Origin of the sequence: Rhodococcus sp. RD6.2, from assembly GCF_001040705.1 — a bacterium.
In the GTDB taxonomy this organism is placed as follows: domain Bacteria; phylum Actinomycetota; class Actinomycetes; order Mycobacteriales; family Mycobacteriaceae; genus Rhodococcus_G.
This window is the reverse complement of sequence record NZ_CVQP01000001.1, coordinates 386,375-404,050: the sequence shown is the minus strand read 5'-3', so window position 1 is coordinate 404,050 and position 17,676 is coordinate 386,375. Positions and strand designations below refer to the sequence as shown.

Below are 17,676 nucleotides of genomic sequence, written 5' to 3'. Positions count from 1 at the left end.
CGCCACCCGACGCGGTCACGTCGAGCGTTGGCATTTCGCAACATAGTGCCAGGTCCGAGGGTAACCAACCCAACCGGCTGTGACGCCGCCGCACACGCCGGGCAGGGAAGTCAGGGCATGCTCCGCACGGCATAGGTGTTGGCCCGGTCTCGGACGTCGACGAGGTACTCCCCGGACAGGTTGTAGGCCATCAGCGCCTGCCGCCAGCCTGCCTCCGCGGTGAGGTCGCCGCCGCGGGCACACAGGTAGCGCGCGGCGGTGAGGGCTGCGTCGTCGATGCTGTCGGCGTCGACGACACCGTCACCGTTGGCATCGACTCCCCACCTGCGCCAGGTTTCGGGAATGAACTGCAGCGGCCCCATCGCACGGTCGTGGACGGCGTCACCGTCGAGGACGCCGCCGTCGGTGTCCGGGATCTCGGCGACTCCGGGGCCGCCGTCGAGTGGGATGCCCCGGATCGGCGGGGTGACCGTGCCGTCGGCGGCGAGGGACGCCCCGCGGTGGGTGCCGTGCCTGCTCTCGACGCCCGCGATGCCGGCGATGGTCGTCCAGGTGATTCCGCAGTCGGGCCGGGACTGCGCCATCACCGCGGCCGCATAGCCGTATGCCTCGAGCGCGGTGGTCGAGACGCGGGTCTGGTCGGACACCGCTGCCGCCCACTCGGAGAGCTGGTCCGCGGTGCGGCCCGGTGCGTCGACGTCGATCGGCGGCAACGCGATTCCGGGGAGCGGCGGGATGTTCTGTGGGATCGGCTCCGGGACGTCCCGGACGCACCCGGCCAAGACGATGCCGAGCAGGAGTGCCGCACCGGCTCGCAGTGTCACGATTCGTCGGCTCACCGTGCCCATCATCCATGGACGGTGACCACAAAGGCGGTCCCGGCTGTTCAGGGCGATTCGACTGCTCAGTACGCGCCCTCGGCGCGGAACACGGCGGCGGCGGTCTTCCAGAGGATCATCAGGTCGAGGGTCATCGACCAGTTCTCGACGTACCGGAGGTCCATGCGCACCGATTCCTCCCACGAGAGATCGCTGCGGCCGCTGACCTGCCAGAGTCCCGTCAGTCCGGGTTTGACGAGCATCCGGCGCCGGACGCCGCCGTCGTCGTACTTCTCGACCTCGGCGATCAGCGGCGGCCGAGGGCCGACGAGCGACATGTGCCCGGCCACCACGTTGAACAGCTGCGGCAGCTCGTCGATGGAGTAGCGCCGGATGAAGTGGCCCACCCGGGTGACCCGCGGATCATCCTTGATCTTGAACAGGACACCCGCACCCTCGTCGGCGGACGACAACGCGGCCAGCCGGGTATCGGCGTCGCGCACCATGCTGCGGAACTTGATCATCTCGAAGGTGGTGCCTGCCCGTCCGACCCGCGTCTGACGGTAGAACGCGGGCCCCGGACTGGTCAGTCGAATCGCACCGCCGACCGCCAGCAGAAGTGGCAGCATCGCGATCAGCAACCCGAGCGCGAGAACCCGGTCGAGGACGGACTTGACCACCCACGCCGGTCCGGTGAACCGCGGCGCACTCAACTGGAGCAACGGTGTACCCGCCACCGGGCTGATGTGCAGCCGGGGCCCGACGATGTCCATGAGGGCGGGAGCGATGAGGAGGTCCGCCCCGGTGCCCTCGAGGTCCCAGGCGAGGCGCTGGGTCCGCGCCGGTGTCCAGCCGATCGACGGGAGCAGCGCCACCGCGGCGAAACCACGCAGCGCGACGATCCCGACAACGTCACGCTCGGTGCCGACGACAGGCACTCCGTCGATCTCCAGTGGCAGTTCCTGGGCCGGGTCGGAGCGAGAGAGGCAGATCGCTTCGACGTTCCAGCCCGTGTTGGTGGCCGCCCGGGTCCGGTGGATCAGCTCCCGCACCGACGCCTCGTCACCGGCCGCGACCACCGACCGCAGATACGCCCCTGACCTGCGGCGACGATGAAGCCATGTGCGCAGCAACTTGCGCCCGGCCAGGGACGCCGCCGCCGCGAGCGGCAGGGTCCCGAACACCCACGAATGCCCGCCTGCCATTGCGGCCGCGTAGCCGGCCACCGCCATCACGGCAATCACCGTCACGTAAGCCGACGCGACGCGACGGAACTCCTCGGGACCGCAACCCAGGATCCTCGGGTCCCAGGCGTGGTTGAGCGCGAGGGAAAGCAGTGCACAAATCGGAACGGCCAGCGCAACAGCAAGATTGGCGGGATGTTCGAGTACCTCCGGGTCGTGGTAGAAGACCGAGACGAACAGGTCGGCGGCCAGCAGGCTGAGGACGTCGACCCCGAGCGCCATCAGTCCGTAGCGGGACTCCCAACCCGGCCGCGGCGGGGGCGGCAACGGCAGCGGTAGCCGCCAGGCCCCGAACGGACGGGCGACTTCTGCGAAAGGCCGTCCACACACCGGACACACCAGAGCTGACGTGTCTCGCGTGTCTGCCTCGGCGCCCGCAACCGCGCTGCATTCGCACATCCGGAATATACCGCCCGATGATCGTCATTGACTCAACAAACCATCGCTAAAACATACTCCAAGTTGGTTATTCTACTCAAGCAATGTCGCCACCCTGTTTCAGGCCTGTGGACTAGACGTTGAGACGACGGGGTGTGCGCAGAGCCGGGTCCACCGGAATCCATCCGGCACGGAGCAACTCGCCGCAGCGCTCCACTGTCACTGGTGGACTGAGCAGGAAACCCTGGGCCCGGTTGCAGCCCAATCCGAGCAGTACCTCCGCAGCCGTGTCGTTCTCCACCCCCTCGGCAACCAGATCGAGGTCGAACGACCTGGCCAATCCCACGATGGACTTGACGATCGCAAGATCACCCGGAGAGTTGCCGAGGTCACGAACGAACTCGCGGTCGATCTTCAGCACGTCGAACCGCAGCTGTTTGAGTTGGGCCAGGGAGCTGTACCCCGTCCCGAAGTCGTCGATCGCCACCCGGACCCCGAGATCGGCCAGCCCCTGAAGTGCGACGCGGGTTCGGTCCAGGTCGCCGACCACTGCATTCTCGGTGATCTCGAGGCACAACCGATCACCGCGGACGGCGTGCTCGTCGAGGATCCGCGAGACGACCTCGAGGAACTCGAGACCCACCAGTTGCGCCGGTGACACGTTCACTCTCAGCGTGATGTCGAGGCCGGGAGTCGCCGCGCGCCACCGGGCATAGTCACTGCACGCCCGACGCAACACCCACGCACCCAGCTCACTCGCAAGATTCGTCGACTCGGCGACCGGGATGAACGACTGCGGCAACAGCAGTCCCAGCGCGGGGTGGACCCACCGCGCCAGCGCTTCGACCGCAAGGATCCGACCGGTCCGCAGATCGACCTCCGGCTGGTACAGGAGATGGAGCCGGTCTTCGTCGATCGACGACCGGAGGCTCAGTTCGACAATGCTCCGAACCTCGACCTCGGCGCGCATGCTCTCCGTGAACGCCGCTATAGCGTTGCCGCCCTGCGCCTTCGCCGCGATGACAGCCTGATCCGCCTGCCACAGCAGATCCACCGCCGTGCAGTCACCGGGCGTGCCGACCGCAATGCCGACACTCACACTTCGACTGAAGGACACGTTGCCGAGTATCACCGGCTCGTTGACGACCTCACTGATCCGTTCCGCTTCGCGGCACGCCGTGCCCACGTCCGCCTCCCCACCGAGAACGACAACGAACTCGTCCCCGCCGAGCCGTGCCACCAGGTCACCCGATGCACGCGAGTCCGCCAGACGGGAACCGATCTCGACGATGAACCGGTCGCCGGCGGTGTGCCCGAGGAAGTCGTTGAGAGTCTTGAGCCGATCCAGGTCGAGGAACATCAGGGCCACTGGACCCCGCTCGCCGGACGCCATCCGGCGCACGAGATGCTCGAGCAGCGAGCGGCGGTTGGCCAACCCGGTCAGCGCGTCGTTGTGCGCCCAGTAGAGCAGGAGGCTCTCGGCACGGACCCGTTCCTGTACCTGGGTGAGGAGGGCTGCAATGGCCTTGAGCACGTTGATCTCCGCAGAACTCCAATCCCGGTCCCCGAAACGAACGAAGCCGAGGGTCCCGGTTGTCACGTCGCCGGACAGCAGGGGTATCGCCGCCAGCGTCACCGCAGGTACACCCGATCCGGCAGTCACCCGATCCTGATAGCCGGTGGCGTCCCCTCCGGGCCGGACGATGCCGACCTCCTTGAGGTGCTCGGCCCTGGCGAATTCCGGATCGGCATCCTCGAAGTAGACGACCGCGAGGGGATCCGGATCAGGCACGTTCGTTCGGTGCGGCCACTCGGCCACGAGGATCGTGGCACGGACGTCGTGGTCGTTCCGCCGTAGGAAGCACGCGTCCAATTCGAAGTAGTCGACCAGGTCGTGCAGGACCTCCTCGGCACTGTCCACCCAGGTAAGGGCGGTGGTCGCGGTCAGACGCGAGGCGACGCCGGTGACGAGTTCCTCGAGTGTGTGCGCTGACATGGCGTGCCCCTCAGGACGTGAGTACCGGAGGATCGGTGGTCGGTGGTCGGCGACGGCTCCGGACCGACGCGGACGCGCAATGGCTCAGACGCAACACCAGCGCGAGGGCCTCGCTCCCACCGACTTGGAACAACTCGCGCCATGTGCCGCTCCCCACGGCGAGTTCCGCCTTGTATGCGGGGGCCAACGCCGCCAGTTCATCCTGCTCCAATCCGTAGAGGAACACCGGCGAAATCGGCTGTACCGCCATGCCGTGGTCCTCGGCCGTGATCCACACGGACTCCACCGCAGACCCGCCCCGAACGAAATCCGCCGGCTCCGTTCCGTTCACCACGACGGCCACCAATGCGCTGCTGGACCTGATCCGGTCACGGCTTGCGGCGCCCAGCGACTGTCCCAGCCCCCAGGCGGCCAGTGCATCCATCGCGTCGGCTCGGCACAGTACCCGCAAGGCCGAGAGATCCGCGTCGTCAAGTTCGAGCGATCGCACGTCTATGCCGGTTTCCAGGCGATCCACACCCGGCCAACGCAATTCACCGATCATTTCGGCGTGCAGGCGCGGATCGAGGAACCGGATCCGCTCGGCAGCGGCGAATACCATCGCTGCCGAGTCGATGGCAGACCGCTCGGTGACGATCGTCAGCCGCACACCTTCGGCTCTGGCGGCTCCTGCCAGCGCCTCACGTGCCGCAACCGGAAGCGGGCGGGGCGAGCCCGCCCTCCGATTGGTCCCTCGCCGAATCATTCCGTCGAACCGGTGGGCCAGCACCGGGTCCGTGCCGGAGCCGAACGCCATGGTCGCGACCAGCGCGGGCGTGGTGACGTCACCGAACAGGTCGACCCGTCCGAGGAGGCCCTGGGTGGCGGCGGCGACTCGGGCGTTGAAGAGCGCAGCGCCGATGGCCACGTGACTCCCGCGGTACCGCACATCCATCGCCGTCGTCCGGTCGGGGTCGAGATACAGCCGCAACTCGTCCGGCGTGGTCACCATTCGCCACGGCTGGGCATTGCCTCCGGACGGGGCAAGGCACGCGGCCCGCGCGACTGCGGCCCTCCCGTCAGTGGGCGGGGTCTCGGCAGGTGGCTCCAGGCCTGCGTGCCCGCCGGGCTCGGTGAGCGGCGCGCGCACGTCGTCGAGTCGTTCGTCGAGATCGATCCGGACCCGGCCCGAAGGAAGGGGACGCCCCAGACCGATCCGGCGGACGGCCGCGGCCACGCTGGCACCGCCGAGGAGGACGTCGCCGCCGAGCTGCGGCCAGGTGGAGATCGTGCTGCCGACCTCGACGAGGGACGCAACCATTCTGGTCGACAGATCAGCGGCGCCGAGAATGCGCAGGATGTGCGGGATCTTGTCACGCGCCGACAGCCTGGAGAGCTCCGCGCCGTCGCGTTCACCGAGCAGGCCGTGGAACAGTGCGCGATCCGGCTCCAGGTCGTACCGCTCGACATCGATCAGGCCCCGGTCACTGGTCTCCATCAGGACCGGCAGCCGACGTCGACGAGCCTCCTCCCGCACCGCCACCTTCACATCCAACGAATCGCATTCCTCGATGACGAGGTCGAGGCCTTCGAGGAAGGCACCGACGGTCTCCGCAGTGACACCGTCGCGCCAGACCGACACCTGCAGATACGGGTCGATCTCCGCAATCCGGCGCGCCGCCGCAATCGCCTTGTTCAGGCCCAGGTCGAACACTGTGGCCGGCACGCGGTTCAGATTGGACAATTCGAGGACGTCGAAGTCCGCGAGACGAATCGCTCCGACGGAGGACTCCAAGGTGAGGGCGAGGGCGACAGCGTGCCCGACGCTGAGCCCGACGATTCCAACCTGCAGCTCGGCCAGGCGCCGCTGCTCTTCGTCGGTGATCTTGTTCCTGTTCCGGTCCAGCCGCAACAACCGGTAGCCGGTCGGGCCGAGGATCCGTACCACTGCGCGGCGCCATGGGTAGTAGGCCCACCGCGCCGACTCTCGCAGAACCGACGGGTGCGGCGCCGGGACGAGTGCGCCCAGCGCAGCGCGCTGGGCCACGAGCTCGTCGTGACATCGCACCCCGACACCCTCCCGAATCGCCGCGATCTGCGGGGCGTCAGTAGGCGATTCCTCATCGAGAAGTGTTGCCGTGTAGTCATTGTCATGCACTGGCATCACGACCCTCGACGGCCTGACGCACCTGCCCCGACCGCCCCGGTTCGTTCTCCGCCCACAGGCGGGCGAACTGCTGCGCAACCGCTCGGATGCGGCGATCGTCGCGGTCCCACCACATCATCCGCGTCCGGTAGCGGTCGTCCGGGTATGCGGCCGGAGGAATCCTTGTGGCCACCACGCCGCCCGACGAGGCCCACAGATCCAGGACGTGGTCGGCGGCCGACGCCATCAGGAACTGGACGTCGAGCAATTCGAGTGCGCAGACGCCGACGGAGGCCAATGACTGGGTGAGTGCCCGCCGATTCGGCGCCCGATCGCGAACCCAGGCGGCCTTCATCTCCACCACACCGAACGGAATTCGGTCGGCGATCATCTCACGCGCAGCCGCCTCACCAACCTGGTTCGACCACTCCTCCATCACGTGGGATTGTTCCGGACGGTCGTACGGTCCCTGCGCCCGCAACCCGCCGTTGACGGTGCCATCCGCCGCAACCGCGACGAAGAACAGCGTGGTCGTACTCCCGTCACGGATCCGTTCGTACTCCAGAGCGTCGACCACACCGTGCTTCGAGTAACTCTCGAAGGCACCGGCGAGATATTCCGACCACAATCCGGGTTCCTCGTCCGGTCGTGCCGCGACGAATCGGCATTCCGATCTCGGATCCCACACACTCGTCTCTTCGAATATCTTCTCGGCCCCCCGGATTGCACAGGAAAGTGCACGGGCCATCACTGCCTCCAATTTCGGAGTGTTCGAGTTTCGGATTCGTACGGAAACCCGACCATCCGCGGAGCGTGCGCCTAGGTCAGCGAGATGAAGAGTTCGAACCCGTTCGGCGCGCGGGTGATCTCGATTTCCTCGGCGAAGGCACGGTCGATCATCCCTTCCTTTGCTGCGACCTCCACCTGGTTCCACACATCGGTCATCGGATCATCGACGGGTCCGTCCGGAACGAATCGCGCGAAGTAGCCGGCCGGGACCCGCACCATGACGTCGCCTTCGGCGAGGTGTTCCGCACCCTCGCACCGGTACCCGACAACCGCGATCGAATCGCCCTCCGCGTTCGGGGTGTACACCGTCACGATTTCCGCGACGCCCCGTTCACACATGCGTTCACGGGTGAATTCCATCAGCCCGCCCAACCGCTCCCCCGATGCCGGCTCCACATCCGGCAGGACCAATCCTCCGATGTCGACCACCCCGAGTTTGACGATCTCAAAGCTCATGACCGGATCTCCGAGGACTGGTCGTCGACCGCAATGTAGAGATCGATCCGGTACGCGTGCGGGTAGCACTCGTAAGCGCTGGTAGCGACCCGGTGGATCTGCCCCGCGTCCTCCGCCTCCCGAACCTGCTGCCACAGGTTGCTCACCACGTCGGGAAATTCGCCGGTCGACACGAACCGCGCGTAGCGCCCGCCAGGAACCCGCGCCATCACATGGCCACGCATCACGTCCTTGATCGACTCGCACCGGTAACCCACGACCTGGGTGTAGAAGGAACCGGCCTCTGCGGAATGATCCGTGTAGATAGAGGCGAGCGGGCCTGGGGGATTCTGTTTGAGCACCGCGGACCAGGCTCGCTCGAGGTTCGGATCGCGCAGCATCCCCAACGGACGCTTGGGACTTCGCACCGGGAGTCCCCCCACGAACGTCTGGCCGAGTTCGACGAACTCAATCTCCCCGGATCGCAATTCCACCACGCTCCCTCCCCGGAACGGGCTTCCCATTGCTCGCGACGACACCCGATCCGGTCACAGCAGATCCACCATAACCGCGAATTCGCGGCGTTGGGGAGACATGTCCAGATGGCGAAATTCCTATTCCCACCAGACCATTCGAATGCAAACTCGAAGACTAAGAAATCGGATATAAACCGACCTGAAGTACTTATAGACCCTTGAAAGCGTGTGCGGAGTGTGGTTAGTTGGACGCAGTCCAACTCTCAACGGTCCGGACGAGGAGAAGACGACCAATGCGGTGCAGACTGTGTGACTCGGACCGCCTCCTGAGCGTCCTCGACCTCGGTGCGACACCACCGTGCGAGCGATTCCTCACCCTCGCGCAGCTGGACACCCCGGAACCCACCTATCCCCTGCACCTCCGCTTGTGCGAGGACTGCATGCTGCTCCAGATCCCCGCACTGATCAGCCCGGAAGACACGTTCACCGAGTACGCGTACTTCGCGTCGTACTCTGACAGCTGGGTCGAACACGCCCAGCGATTCGTCGAAGAGTCCGTCCGTCGCCTCGGACTCGACACCCACTCCCGGGTCGTGGAGGTCGCGAGCAACGACGGCTACCTGCTCCAGCACGTCGTCCGCGCCGGCATCCCCTGCCTCGGAATCGAGCCGTCGGTCAACGTCGGCACTGCCGCCCGTGAGCGCGGCGTGCCCACCTACACCGACTTCCTCGACCCGACGACCGCGGCAACCGTGCGGAGTGAGTTCGGGACGGCCGACCTGGTCGTCGCCAACAACGTATACGCCCACGTTCCGGATCTGATCGGATTCACCCAGGCCCTGCGCACTCTCATGGCCGACACCGGATGGCTGACCATCGAGGTCCACCACGCGTTGAATCTCGTGACACTCGGCCAGTTCGACACGATCTACCACGAGCATTTCCAGTACTACACGGTGCTGTCCGCGGCGCGAGCCCTTTCCACCGCCGGCCTGGCAGTCGTCGACGTCGAGTCGCTGCCCACGCACGGCGGATCCCTCCGGATCTGGGCGCAGCCCGAATCCGCCGCGGGTCCGGCCAGCCAGCGCGTTCGCGACGTGCTTGCGATCGAGAAGCGTGCCGGACTCCACGACGTCGACGGGTATCTTCGGCTCGCCGAACAGGCCCGGTCGGTCCGCCACCAGCTGTTGCGTTTCCTCCTCGACCGTCGGGCGGAGGGCCGCTCGGTTGTCGGTTACGGTGCACCCGGCAAGGGCAACACCCTCCTGAACTACTGCGGCATTCGACCCGACCTCCTCGAGTACACGGTGGACCGGAACCCGTACAAGCACGGGCGGTTCACCCCGGGCACCCGAATCCCGATCCGCGAACCGGAACGGATCTCCAGGGATCGACCCGACGTGGTGCTCGGGCTGCCGTGGAACCTCGAGCCGGAACTCACCGAGCAACTCGACTACATCAAGGACTGGGGCGGCGAACTGGTGTTCCCGCTCCCCCGACTGCACAAGGCCGCGGCGTGATCGCCCGGGTCGGCACCAGAGAGGGGCGGACACCATGAAAGTCGTGCTGTTCTGCGGCGGATACGGGATGCGCATGAGAAGCACTCGTGACGACGAGATACCCAAGCCGATGCAGATGGTGGGTCCCAGACCGTTGTTGTGGCACATCATGCGCTACTACGCTCATTTCGGACACACCGAGTTCATCCTCTGCCTCGGATACGGGGCCGCCAAGATCAAGGACTACTTCCTCGACTACCACGAGGAGCAGTCCAACGATTTCGTGCTCCACGGCAACCGGGTCGAGTTGCTGCACACCGACATCAGCGACTGGTCGATCACCTTCGCCGACACCGGACTCGAGTCGTCGATCGGTGAGCGACTGCGCCGGGTACGCCGGTATCTGAACGGGGACAGGTGCTTCCTCGCCAACTACGCGGATGTCCTCACCGACGCCCCACTCGACCTCGTGATCGATCGATTCCACCAGTCGGGCGCGGTCGCCTCGCTCCTCGTGGTGCCGCCGCAGTCGTCGTTCCACTGCGTCGACGTGGCCGAGAACGGTGAGATCAAGCAGTTGACACCGATCGGCCAGTTCCCGATCTGGGAGAACGGCGGCTACTTCGTGCTCACCCAGGAGATCTTCGACTTCCTTCCCCCCGGAGGCGATCTCGTCGCGGACGTTTGCGGCGCCCTCGCGGGTGAGGGCCGCCTGTTCGGGTACCGGCACGAGGGTTTCTGGAAGCCCGCCGACACATTCAAGGAGCGGGCCGAGTTGGACGCCGGTTTCGCCCGCGGCGAGCATCCGTGGATGCTCTGGGCCGACACGGAAGCGATGCCGGTCCCATGATCGGACTCCGGGCACGCGTCGACGAGGTCGCCGCCCTCGGCGCGCACTGCGACGACATCGCCATCGGCGCGGGCGGCACCCTGCTCACCCTCGCCACCGCACGCCCGGGACTGCGGGTACGCGCCCTCGTACTCTCGGGAACCGACACCGGGCGTGAGATCGAGGAACGACACGCGCTCGCCGCGCTGTGCCCGGACGCCGATCTCGAGGTGACGGTGCTCGACGTGCCCGACGGGCACGCGCCCGCGTACTGGGACCCGATCAAGAATGCGCTCGCGGCGTTTCGCAGCACCGTCGCACCCGATGTGGTGTTCGCCCCCCAGCACGACGACGCGCACCAGGACCACCGACTGCTCGCCGAACTGGTTCCGACAGTGTTCCGAGATCACCTGGTACTCGGCTACGAGGTCCTCAAATGGGAGACCGACACCCCACGCCCCACGGTGTTTCACCCGATCACGAGCAAGGTCGCCGAGGAGAAGGCCCGGATCCTGCTCAAGCACTATCCCTCCCAGACGGACCACGACTGGTTCGACGAGCGCGCGTTTCTCGGCCTCTCACGACTGCGTGGAGTGCAGTGCCACCACCCGTACGCCGAGGCCTTCGTGATCGAAAAAGCGACTCTGACGTTCCAGGGGGTGTGACATGCGAGTCCTCGTAACCGGTCACCAGGGCTATCTCGGGACGGTCATGGTGCCGGTGCTCCGCGCCGCCGGGCACCACGTCGTCGGGCTCGACACCGGACTGTTCGCCGACTGCGTCCTCGGTCCGGCACCCGACGACCCTCCGACGATCGCCGTCGACCTTCGCGACGTGGCGGCCAACCAGCTGACCGGGTTCGATGCCGTCATCCATCTCGCAGCACTGTCGAACGATCCGCTCGGCTCACTCGACCCGGAAATCACCTACGACATCAATCACCACGCCTCGGTTCGGTTGGCCAGAATTGCGAAAGATGCAGGGGTAAAACGATTCCTGTACGCATCCACCTGTTCCGTGTACGGCGCGGCCGGCGACGAACTCGTCACCGAGCAGGCCTCGCTTCGCCCGCTGACTCCGTACGCCGAGAGCAAGGTCCGGGTCGAGGACGATGTGGCATCCCTCGCCGACTCCGGATTCTCACCGGTGTTCCTGCGCAACGCCACCGCCTTCGGTTTCTCGCCGCGACTGCGCGCCGACATCGTGCTCAACAACCTGGTGGGTCTCGCACTGCTGACCGGCGAGGTCCGCGTGCTGTCCGACGGCACGCCGTGGCGACCGCTCGTCCACGCTCGCGACATCGCCGCCGCCTTCGCGTGCGCACTCGACGCGCCGGTCGATCGGATCCACTGCTCCGCATTCAATGTCGGCACAGAAGAAAACAACCTCACCGTCGCAGAGATCGCCTCGGCCGTTGCCGAGGTGGTGCCGGGTTCGACCGTCACCATCACCGGAGAGTCCGGCGCGGACGCCCGTTCGTACCGAGTCGACTTCTCCTCCATCCGAACCGGGTTGGGTGGATTCGAGGCGAAGTGGACAATTGCCGACGGAGCCGTCGAGTTGTACCGGCAGTACCGCCGGTGGGGGCTGAGCGCGGTCGACTTCGATTCCAGGTTCACGCGGCTCACTCGGCTCGAGCGCCTGCGTTGGGACGGACGAGTCGACGACTCCCTGCGTCCACGGCCGATCGGCGTGCGAAATGCATGACCGCGGACCTTCAGAGGCGACTCACGAGGTCACCCCACGACCCGGCGTCGGCGTCACGCGCGCTGATCGCCGTCACCGGCAGCGGCCACGCGATACGGAGGTCCGGATCGTCGTGCGCCACAGCGATGTCCTCGGTCGGGTCGTGTTCCCGATCGATCCGATAGCAGACGTCGGCAACCGGGCTGATCGCCTGGAATCCGTGGAGGAACCCGGGCGGGACGTAGAGGGAGACGAAGTCGACGTCGTCGAGAGTGAAGGCCCGATGGACTCCGAAGGTCGGAGATCCGGGGCGAATGTCGACCAGCACATCGTGCACAGCACCGTGTGCACACCGAACCAACTTCGCCTCGCCGCGCCCCCGACGACCGTGCATACCCCGGATGACACCGAGCAGCGACCGGGACTGGGAGTCCTGGACGAAGTCTGCACCGCGGATCCCCACAAGCTCCGCGTCCCGGGCGTCGAACGTCCGAGTGAAGAGCCCGCGATCATCTCTGAAGGGCTCGGGCCGGAACACGAGAACATCTGCCAAGTCGGTGGCTTCGACGCGCATGGACTCATCCTCCACCGTTCCGGTCCCGGATTCCGCCGATTCGATCGACCCCGCGGTCGATGATGCGTTGCCGGGGCTGCGGATGCCATGACACCGACCGGGTCCTCGACCTCGGCCACGTCCCGGCGGCGGATCATTTTCCACTGGCCTCGACGCCGGTTTCACCCGACGAGGCCGGCCATCCGCTCGCGATGGAACTGTGTCGTGATTGCGGCCTGGCTCAGCTCGCCGAGGACGACACGACGGCCCAGGAGCCACGCGGAATCGAACCACAGGCACTGAGGGACCAAGCCGACGAAGCGGTTCGAATCCTCGATGGACAGGGTTGGCTGGTCGGCCACACCGTTGTCGAGTTCGGGAGCCCTCACGGCGGCAGCTGGCTCCCACTGCTCACCGACCGCGGCTTGCGCGCCCCTGGGCGTGGCACACCCGGCGACGTGGTCATCGACTGTTTCGGAATCATGCACGAGGCCGATCAGCACGGCGCATTCGAGGAGCGTGCCGCCGCGGTGGCGCCCGACGGCACGCTTCTCATCCAATTCCATTCGCTGCACACGATCGTGCGGCAAGAGCAGTGGAACGCCCTTCGGCACAAGCACTTCGCGTACTACTCCCTGACCGCACTGATCCGACTTCTGGCACAGGTCGGGATGCACGTCGTGGCCGCATGGGAGTTTCCGCTGTACGGCGGCACCGTCCTGGTCGTGGCCACCCGCTCGCCCGTCGAGGGCACATCGTCAACCGTCCGACGGATTCTGCGCACCGAAAGCGCCTTCCGGATCGACAGCATGACAGTCGTTGCGCAGCTTCAGGAGTCAGCGGACAGGCAGGCACGATCGCTGCGCGCCTGGCTCGAATCAGCGGCCGACGCCGGCGTGCGCGTGCATGCCTACGGCGCCTCGTCACGGGCGGTCGCACTCCTGCACCACGCCGACATCGACCGGCGCCTGATCGCTGCGGTCGCGGACGCGTCCGAGGCCAAACAGGGCCGACGCATGCCCGGCACGGATATCCCCGTCGTCTCGCCGGCGGAGCTGGTCGCAGCGCAGCCCGACCGAGTCCTGCTGACGCTGCCCGACCTCTTCCCGGAGGTCCGGCAGGCGCTTCCCGACCTGGAAGGCCGGTGGGTGCTCGACTGGGCGGACGACAGCCACCCGCGCCACCCACCGGACAATCACCCGCACCACCCACACGGACAGTCACCCGCACCACCCACCCGTGTTCAGCAGCCCGGATCGAGCGCGGCCCGCACGTAACCCGCCGACTGATACACGTACTGCCAGGCGATCCGAGGCAGCGTTCGACCGCCGGGATACGCCGCCATGACGAGGTCACCGGGGAAGCACCGCTCCACGATGAACCGTGCCCGCGACACGTGCGCGATGTTCGTGACGACGATGACGCTGTGCCAGCCGCGGGCACGTGCCAGTCGACCGAGCTCCTCCGCCTCGCCCCGGGTGGTGGCCGGTTGCGGAGCGAAACAGTCGACGGCGAAGGTGTCCTGCGTGCGGCACTGCTCGGCGATCCAGTCGTCCTCCCCCGCCGACGGATCCGACAGGACGACCGAGTCCGACAGGCCGCGCCGCGCCAGATCCAGCCCGTACGCGTACCGCTCGTAGCCCGGACCTCCGAGCACGAAGATCGCATCGACGGGCCGGAGGGCGTCGACACGCGGGTGGACGTACACCGGGACCCCGGCACCGACGACACCGGCCGCCAGCAGCACCAACACGAAGGCACACGGCAGCAGCCACCGCCGCCGGACCGTCCCCGCCTCCCGAACCATCTACGCGCCCCTCATCAGCCCGGCTCCAACCCCGGAGCGGAGGGCGCGGGCGGCGTCGCCGATCCGGGCCGCCGTCGCGGGGGCGATCACTCTCAGGGACAGCAGGTAGACGGCGAGCAGGCCGAGACTCTCCGCCGTGATCACGAACAGTCCGATCAGTGTCGACCGCTGATCGGCGTGCCCGACGAAGTGCTCCACCGGCACGATCACCAGCACGCCGACCAACGCGGCGACGAGCGGGGGAACCAGCACCCTCAGCATCTCCCGGCCCGACACACGGACGATGGGCCCGGCCGCGACGAGGCCGGTGACGCCGACGAGGATCGCCGACACGGACGCGGCGGTGCCGACGCCGGTCAGGCCGAACGGCAACAGCACGAGCAGCAGCGGAATGCCGGTCAGCAGCCCCACGCCGGTCATCCAGTTAAGCCGGCCCGACCGGCCCGCGCCCTTCAGCGCTTCGGAACTGACGGCGGTCATCGCGACCCCGAGCCCGAGGCCGGCCATCGCCGCCGCGGCCATCCCAGCGGAGCGCCATGGCTCGCCGAGGAGCAGGACCACCGCGGGTGTGCCGAGCGCCGCCATCACCGCGGCCGTCGGAGCCGCCGCCAGCCAGATCCAGGTCAGTGCCCGGACGAAGGCATCCCGCAAACGACGACTGTCGGACGCGATCCGGGAGAACGCCGGAAGCAGCACGTACGAACCGATCTGGACGACGGCCATGCCGGGGAGCAGGGCGATTCGCCGACCGAACCGGTAGCCGCCGAGCGCACTCTCGTCGAGCTCGCGACCGACGAGCGTCAACCCGACGGCCTCCTGCAGGCGGCCGGCCACCCCGTCCAGCAACAGCGGGAAGGAGAAGACCGCCATCTCCCGCCACAGCCCGACCGAGAACCGGCCGTGCCACGGAACCCAGTGCGCCAACCACCAACTCGCGACGATCCACACCACCAGCGAGAGGTAGGAACCGATCACCATGGACCACACCCCGAGGCCGAGCGCCGCAGGGACGATCGCGCCGACGGCGTAGGCGAGCCCGACCGCCGGGTCGACGACGACCCTGCGAGTGAATTGGAAACGCCTCTGCATCAATGCGTCCGGCACGGTCGTGACGGACATCAGCAGCATGCTTCCCGACATCACCGCGGCCACCGCCGCGACCTGGGTGTTGTGAAAGACGCGACCGAGGAGCGGGGCCGCGGCCAGCATGAGCAGCCCCATGCCGAGACCGGCGGCGGCGGACGCCCAGAACACGGTGACGGCGGCGTCCTCGACGTCGCGTCCGCGTTGAATCAGTGCCTGCGCGAGGGTGCCGTGGGTCAGGACCGCGAGCAGGGACGTCAATACCGTGCCCGCGGTGAACACGCCGACGGCCTGCGGGTCGAGCAGCCGCGCCAGAACGAGCGTCTGCACGAAGGCGATGATCTGCACGATCATGAGCCCGGACGCGGACAGCACGGCACCGCGCCGCAGGAGGGAGCCGAGCGGTCCGACGGGCCGCTCGTCGCTGTCGGGGGCGTGGTCGATCCTCACCGACGGCCGGCCCCGATCCCCTCGGCCACCACCCGATCCTCGCCGCGCCCGTGGTCCGGGGCCCCGGGGGACCGGACGAGGTCCACCACAGTGTGACGGGGCGTGGCCCGCGCGAGCGCCGCGACGACCGCGGGTTCGGCAGACCCGGCGATCAGGACGTCCGACTCGGCGAGGACGAGTTCCACGTCGTCGGTGAGGATCTCGCCGATGTGTGGCAGCAGTTCCTCCAGGTAGGCACGGTTGGCGCCGACCAGTCGCGACAGCGCGACGTGAGCATCGTAGATGCGCACGTCGTACCCTTTGCCGAGCAGCCGCTCCGCCAGCTCGACCATCGGGCTCTCCCGCAGGTCGTCGGTGCCGGACTTGAACGAGAGTCCGAAGATACCGATCCTGCGCCGCCTCGTCGCGATCACCGCGTCCAGCGCCCGGCGCAGATGTGTCTCGTTGGAGACCAGGACGTTCGCCAGGACCGGAACCTCGACGTCGTGCACCCGGGCCGTGTGCATCAGCGCCCGGATGTCCTTCGGGAGGCACGATCCGCCGAACGCGAAGCCCGGGCGCAGGTACGCGGTGCTGATGTTGAGCTTCGTGTCGGAGAGGAAGACGTCCATGACGGCGTGGGAGTCGACCCCCAGCGCCGCACATATCGCACCGATCTCGTTGCCGAAGTCCACCTTCAGTGCATGGAAGCTGTTGTCGACGTACTTGATCATCTCGGCGACCTCGACGGGCACCCGGAATCGCGGACCGCCCAGGCCCTCGTACAGATTCTCGACAGCGGCGGCGGCTCGCCCGTCGGACGCGCCGACCACGACCTTCGGCGGGTCGAAGAAGTCCGTCACGCTGCTGCCCTCCCGGAGGAACTCCGGGTTGACGCAGACTCCGAAATCCACTCCCACACGCTTGCCCGATACTCTTTCCAGGCGCGGAATCAGCTGTTCTGCACAGGTTCCCGGGATCATGGTGCTCCGATAGGCGACGGTGTGGTAGTCGTCCTTGACCGCGAGCGCGGCGCCGAGCTCGTCGGTCACCCGCTCGAGGTGGAGCGTCGACAGCCCACCGCCCGGTGCCGACGGAGTGCCGACGCAGACCAGGGTGACGTCCGTGCCGAGCACGGCGGCCCCGGCGTCGCCGACGGTGAGCAGTCCCGCGCGCACACCCTCGGCGACGAGATCCCCGATTCTCTCCTCGACAACCGGGGACTCTCCCCGCCGCAGGAACGCGGTCTTCGCCGGGTTCACGTCCACCCCGACGACGCGATGCCCCAACGCCGCCAGGCAGGCCACCGACACACAGCCGACGTACCCGAGACCGAACACGCTCACCGATGATCGGCGGGAGCCGATCGCGCCACCCGAATCGGTATCTGCCATCAGACTCACATCACTCCCAGACCGAGGGGCTGAAAAGTAAACCAATACTAAACTGTGTGGTCATTCAAATGCTTCCTTACATACTCTATCCCCGTTTTGGAGTTTCGAGAGACTTCCACCGCAGATCTCGTCGGA

General features: G+C 67.2%; 17 protein-coding genes and 1 pseudogene. 6 read left to right on the top strand and 12 right to left on the bottom strand.

The annotated features are described in order from the left end of the window. Window positions 1-110: 110 nt before the first annotated feature. The 7 genes from RHCRD62_RS01805 to RHCRD62_RS01775 all read right to left on the bottom strand — a co-directional run bounded on the left by RHCRD62_RS01805 (window position 111) and on the right by RHCRD62_RS01775 (window position 8,309). Window positions 111-848 carry a lytic transglycosylase domain-containing protein gene (locus tag RHCRD62_RS01805; protein WP_253277186.1) on the bottom strand — a complete coding sequence of 246 codons (738 nt, stop codon included), beginning with the start codon at window positions 846-848 and terminating at the stop codon, window positions 111-113. A gap of 56 nt (window positions 849-904) precedes the next feature. Further along, window positions 905-2,392, bottom strand: coding sequence for a sugar transferase (locus RHCRD62_RS01800; RefSeq protein WP_253277150.1), 1,488 nt, complete (start codon window positions 2,390-2,392; stop codon window positions 905-907). Between the two features lie 181 nt (window positions 2,393-2,573). Beyond that, a complete protein-coding gene (locus RHCRD62_RS01795) occupies window positions 2,574-4,436 on the bottom strand; it encodes a putative bifunctional diguanylate cyclase/phosphodiesterase (protein WP_050062932.1) in 1,863 nt (620 codons plus the stop codon). Between the two features lie 10 nt (window positions 4,437-4,446). Then, window positions 4,447-6,573, bottom strand: a complete 2,127-nt coding sequence (locus tag RHCRD62_RS01790) for an Rv1355c family protein (RefSeq protein ID WP_253277149.1) — start codon at window positions 6,571-6,573, stop codon at window positions 4,447-4,449. Continuing rightward, window positions 6,566-7,189, bottom strand: a complete 624-nt coding sequence (locus RHCRD62_RS01785) for a hypothetical protein (protein ID WP_157050769.1) — start codon at window positions 7,187-7,189, stop codon at window positions 6,566-6,568. The genes RHCRD62_RS01790 and RHCRD62_RS01785 overlap by 8 nt, the downstream gene beginning before the upstream one ends. A gap of 191 nt (window positions 7,190-7,380) precedes the next feature. Beyond that, entirely contained in the window at window positions 7,381-7,806 is a 426-nt protein-coding gene (locus RHCRD62_RS01780; protein WP_050062929.1) for a hypothetical protein, read from the bottom strand. After that, a complete protein-coding gene (locus RHCRD62_RS01775; protein ID WP_050062928.1) occupies window positions 7,803-8,309 on the bottom strand; it encodes a GyrI-like domain-containing protein in 507 nt (168 codons plus the stop codon). Before RHCRD62_RS01775 ends, RHCRD62_RS01780 begins: the two co-directional genes overlap by 4 nt. Window positions 8,310-8,554: 245 nt before the next feature. On the opposite strand from RHCRD62_RS01775, the gene RHCRD62_RS01770 reads away from it, so the two are divergent. The 4 genes from RHCRD62_RS01770 to RHCRD62_RS01755 are packed head-to-tail and all read left to right on the top strand — an operon-like array spanning window position 8,555 to window position 12,296. After that, a complete protein-coding gene (locus RHCRD62_RS01770; RefSeq protein WP_050062927.1) occupies window positions 8,555-9,781 on the top strand; it encodes a class I SAM-dependent methyltransferase in 1,227 nt (408 codons plus the stop codon). 34 nt (window positions 9,782-9,815) lie between these two features. After that, the gene (locus RHCRD62_RS01765; RefSeq protein WP_050062926.1) at window positions 9,816-10,610 is read left to right on the top strand and encodes a glycosyltransferase family protein; all 795 of its coding nucleotides are present in this window, start codon (window positions 9,816-9,818) and stop codon (window positions 10,608-10,610) included. Further along, window positions 10,607-11,254, top strand: coding sequence for a PIG-L deacetylase family protein (locus RHCRD62_RS01760; protein ID WP_050062925.1), 648 nt, complete (start codon window positions 10,607-10,609; stop codon window positions 11,252-11,254). The genes RHCRD62_RS01765 and RHCRD62_RS01760 overlap by 4 nt, the downstream gene beginning before the upstream one ends. A gap of 1 nt (window position 11,255) precedes the next feature. Then, window positions 11,256-12,296, top strand: a complete 1,041-nt coding sequence (locus RHCRD62_RS01755) for an NAD-dependent epimerase/dehydratase family protein (RefSeq protein ID WP_050062924.1) — start codon at window positions 11,256-11,258, stop codon at window positions 12,294-12,296. 10 nt (window positions 12,297-12,306) lie between these two features. Here RHCRD62_RS01755 and RHCRD62_RS01750 read toward each other — a convergent pair whose 3' ends face one another. Further along, window positions 12,307-12,849 (bottom strand): dTDP-4-dehydrorhamnose 3,5-epimerase family protein, encoded by a 543-nt coding sequence (locus RHCRD62_RS01750; protein ID WP_050063419.1) that lies wholly within the window; start codon window positions 12,847-12,849, stop codon window positions 12,307-12,309. A 59-nt stretch (window positions 12,850-12,908) separates the two neighbouring features. Between RHCRD62_RS01750 and RHCRD62_RS26695 the strand changes: the two are divergent. Further along, window positions 12,909-13,022, top strand: a pseudogene (locus RHCRD62_RS26695) (transferase); the annotation flags it as partial. Here the strand turns inward: RHCRD62_RS26695 and RHCRD62_RS26690 are convergent. Then, window positions 13,011-13,331, bottom strand: coding sequence for a hypothetical protein (locus RHCRD62_RS26690; RefSeq protein WP_367379633.1), 321 nt, complete (start codon window positions 13,329-13,331; stop codon window positions 13,011-13,013). The pseudogene RHCRD62_RS26695 and the gene RHCRD62_RS26690 sit on opposite strands and share 12 nt — an antisense overlap. Here RHCRD62_RS26690 and RHCRD62_RS01745 point away from each other — a divergent pair. Continuing rightward, on the top strand, window positions 13,311-14,105 hold the full coding sequence (locus tag RHCRD62_RS01745) for an NAD(P)-binding class I SAM-dependent methyltransferase (protein WP_367379632.1): 795 nt from the start codon (window positions 13,311-13,313) through the stop codon (window positions 14,103-14,105). The genes RHCRD62_RS26690 and RHCRD62_RS01745 overlap by 21 nt on opposite strands. On the opposite strand, the gene RHCRD62_RS01740 is transcribed toward RHCRD62_RS01745, so the two are convergent. Genes RHCRD62_RS01740 through RHCRD62_RS01730 form a run of 3 tightly spaced genes read right to left on the bottom strand, consistent with a single transcriptional unit; the run spans window position 14,072 to window position 17,541 of the window. After that, the gene (locus tag RHCRD62_RS01740; RefSeq protein ID WP_253277148.1) at window positions 14,072-14,635 is read right to left on the bottom strand and encodes a YdcF family protein; all 564 of its coding nucleotides are present in this window, start codon (window positions 14,633-14,635) and stop codon (window positions 14,072-14,074) included. The two genes, RHCRD62_RS01745 and RHCRD62_RS01740, sit on opposite strands and share 34 nt — an antisense overlap. Then, window positions 14,636-16,168: an oligosaccharide flippase family protein gene (locus RHCRD62_RS01735; RefSeq protein ID WP_253277147.1), complete on the bottom strand. Its 1,533-nt coding sequence runs from the start codon at window positions 16,166-16,168 to the stop codon at window positions 14,636-14,638. Next, the gene (locus RHCRD62_RS01730) at window positions 16,165-17,541 is read right to left on the bottom strand and encodes a nucleotide sugar dehydrogenase (RefSeq protein ID WP_050063416.1); all 1,377 of its coding nucleotides are present in this window, start codon (window positions 17,539-17,541) and stop codon (window positions 16,165-16,167) included. Before RHCRD62_RS01730 ends, RHCRD62_RS01735 begins: the two co-directional genes overlap by 4 nt. Window positions 17,542-17,676 lie beyond the last annotated feature (135 nt).